4 protein-coding genes are annotated in these 2,378 nt (G+C 62.3%); 1 reads left to right on the top strand and 3 read right to left on the bottom strand.

Annotated features, from left to right (window positions below):
- Window positions 1-124: 124 nt before the first annotated feature.
- The gene (locus EN993_RS34720; protein ID WP_082525434.1) at window positions 125-286 is read left to right on the top strand and encodes a hypothetical protein; all 162 of its coding nucleotides are present in this window, start codon (window positions 125-127) and stop codon (window positions 284-286) included.
- A 34-nt stretch (window positions 287-320) separates the two neighbouring features.
- Here the strand turns inward: EN993_RS34720 and EN993_RS34725 are convergent, their stop codons facing one another.
- The 3 genes from EN993_RS34725 to EN993_RS34735 all read right to left on the bottom strand — a co-directional run.
- Window positions 321-1,034 (bottom strand): SGNH/GDSL hydrolase family protein, encoded by a 714-nt coding sequence (locus EN993_RS34725; protein ID WP_109665028.1) that lies wholly within the window; start codon window positions 1,032-1,034, stop codon window positions 321-323.
- Between the two features lie 62 nt (window positions 1,035-1,096).
- Window positions 1,097-1,837 carry a thioredoxin family protein gene (locus tag EN993_RS34730; RefSeq protein WP_127266130.1) on the bottom strand — a complete coding sequence of 247 codons (741 nt, stop codon included), beginning with the start codon at window positions 1,835-1,837 and terminating at the stop codon, window positions 1,097-1,099.
- A gap of 177 nt (window positions 1,838-2,014) precedes the next feature.
- A partial coding sequence (locus EN993_RS34735) for a class I fructose-bisphosphate aldolase (RefSeq protein ID WP_127266131.1) occupies window positions 2,015-2,378 on the bottom strand: 364 nt, incomplete at its 5' end.

Raw genomic sequence — 2,378 nt, forward strand, 5'->3', positions numbered from 1 at the left:
GAAGTAGATCGCTCGCGGTCAAAGGGGGGCGTCGCGTTTCCGGTTCGGGATCGCGGCGCCCATTCTTTCTCAGGCAACGAAGGACGCGCTTTGACAGCCGGCCGCGTTGCTGGTCAAAGGCGGCATGTCGAAACTCCTCGCGCTCGTCATTGTTGGCATCATGGTCATCCAGTTGATCAAGCCGCTCGGCTGGCCGGGGCTGAAACGGCGCAGCGACTTCTGGAAGCTGGCGCTGCTGGCGATGGCGGCGATTTCGATAACAGCCGTGCTTGGGCATTGGACATAGACCAGCACCCGGCAAGGTGGGCCGTGCCGGCCCTCTAATTGGCTAGCACAAGGTCGACGAGATGTTCTGCCCAGGCGCGGTAACCGGCTTCCGATGCGTGAAAGCCGTCGGAGGCAAAGCCGGCCTCGGGATTGGTGATCGGCAGGCGCGGCGCCGACACCGCACCGCGCTCCAGGCAAAGGCGTTCACCCATCCGGTTCATTTCGGTGGCGCGGATTTCGAGGATTTTGCCGAGCAGCGGCGGCATCGCCGGCGCCCGCGTGAACTCCAGCACCGGCGACCACACCACACGCGCTTCCGGCCATTTGGCGCGCAGGCCATAGAGCAGCCCGCCGAACTCCTTCTTGAAGCGCGGCACGGAGTGAAAATTCTTGGTGTCGTTGGTGCCGATGGCCAGCACGATATGCGTCCATGGATCGGCCGACAGATTGGGCAGTACGTGGTCGCGAATCTGGCCCGACGTCGCCGAATTGAAGCCGGCAGCACGCCAGCGCACGGCGCGGCCTGTATTCTGTGAAATCAGCACGGCGAGTTGCGCGGCAAGCCCATCTTCCGAATTGCCGATGCCGACCGAAGCGGCGGAGGAATCGCCCAGCACCAGAAGCGAGATCGCTGGCGCCTTGCCTGATATTTCGTGCATGACCGGCCCCTGCGCCGGCAGCATGCGCGTCGTGCGGCGTCGCACACCGAGGCCTTGCCAGATATAGACCGGGAAGGCGAGCCAGGTGAGGAGTGCCGGGAAGCGCATGGTAATACCGTTAAACGATCAGCCGCAGCCTTAGCGCATGTTTGGGCTGACGTGAACGATCTTCAATCGCAGCAATTCGCCTGCCCCGCTTGCTTGCCCTGATATTCATCATGCAGGCGCACCCAATCCATCAGGCCGTGATAGGGGCCGGTTTCGTTGCGGCCCTTCGGCGTCATGTCGAGATAGTCATACGTGCCGATCAGTGCCTCGCCGCCGCGGGCGCGCGACATGAAGGTGAGGAAGAGGTCGCCGGTCTCGTCCCTGTAGAAAACACTGCCGCCGGGAAGCTCCTTCGATGTCCTGGGACGGGTCTCGAAATTGTAAGTGGTGTCGCCGGCGGCGATCTGCCTGTCGGTGAAGGAGACCTGCATGTCGAAGTTGAAATCGGAGGCATAGGACGACACCCAGTCGAACTTCCAGCCCATGCGCTGCTTGTAGGGCAGAAGTTCCGCCAGCGGCGCGCGCGAAACCACGACCAGCGACACGTCGTGATGTCTAAGGTGCTGATTGGCGCCGTCGATATGGTCGGCAAGGAACGAGCACCCCTCGCAATGATGGCTGCAGCCCGGCCCGAACATGAAGTGATAGACGATCAGCTGGCTGTTGCCGGCAAACAGGCCGGTCAGTTTTTTCGGCCCTTGCTCGGTCTCGAAGACATAGTCCTTCCTGATCTTCAGCCAGGGCAGTTCGCGCCGCTCAGCTGCTATCCGCTCGCGAAGCCGTGTCAGTTCCTTCTCGCGGGCCAGGTGTGCCTTGTGCGCCTGGAACCAGTCTTCGCGCGAAACGATCTTGTTGCGATGCATGAACCTCTCCCTGTCTGTCACCCCAAGGACGTTTGGAATGAGCGCAACCCGACATTGCTGTCGGGTTTTGCCGAAGGGGAAATAAGGACGGAGAGGCTCCATCCCAAGCCCGGCACGTCACAAACAAAAAACCCGGGCGCATCGGCCCGGGTTCGAAGGAGGAAGAAAGAACTGTGATCAGGCGGCCTGTTCCAGGCTTGCCTTCCATTTTCCAAGCGCCGCCAGATGGTTCATATGGGCGCGATGGGTGAAGGCGGCCTGGCCGGCGGCGACGTTCGAGGCCTTGCCGCTCCAAGCTTTCTGCGGCGCGGCCTGCAGCGCGCGGCCATAGGAGAAGGTCAGCTTCCAGGGATGCGGGCCGATGGCGTTGATGGCGTTGAGGTTGGCGGTCGCCTCCTCGTCCTCCTGGCCGCCGGAGAGGAAGGCGATGCCCGGCACCGCTGCCGGTACGGTTTCGCGGAACAGTTTTATGGTCTTTTCCGCGACTTCTTCCGGACTGCTCGCCTTGCCCGATTTCTTGCCGGCCAGCACCATGTTGGGC

Origin of the sequence: Mesorhizobium sp. M7D.F.Ca.US.004.01.2.1, from assembly GCF_003997785.1 — a bacterium.
Classification (GTDB): Bacteria; Pseudomonadota; Alphaproteobacteria; order Rhizobiales; family Rhizobiaceae; genus Mesorhizobium; species Mesorhizobium loti.

Bases quoted from the DNA above. Each gene is read 5' to 3' on its own strand.
- EN993_RS34725 (WP_109665028.1), bottom strand. From the start codon at position 1,034: ATGCGCTTCCCGGCACTCCTCACCTGGCTCGCCTTCCCGGTCTATATC.
- EN993_RS34730 (WP_127266130.1), bottom strand. From the start codon at position 1,837: ATGCATCGCAACAAGATCGTTTCGCGCGAAGACTGGTTCCAGGCGCAC.
- EN993_RS34720 (WP_082525434.1), top strand. From the start codon at position 125: ATGTCGAAACTCCTCGCGCTCGTCATTGTTGGCATCATGGTCATCCAG.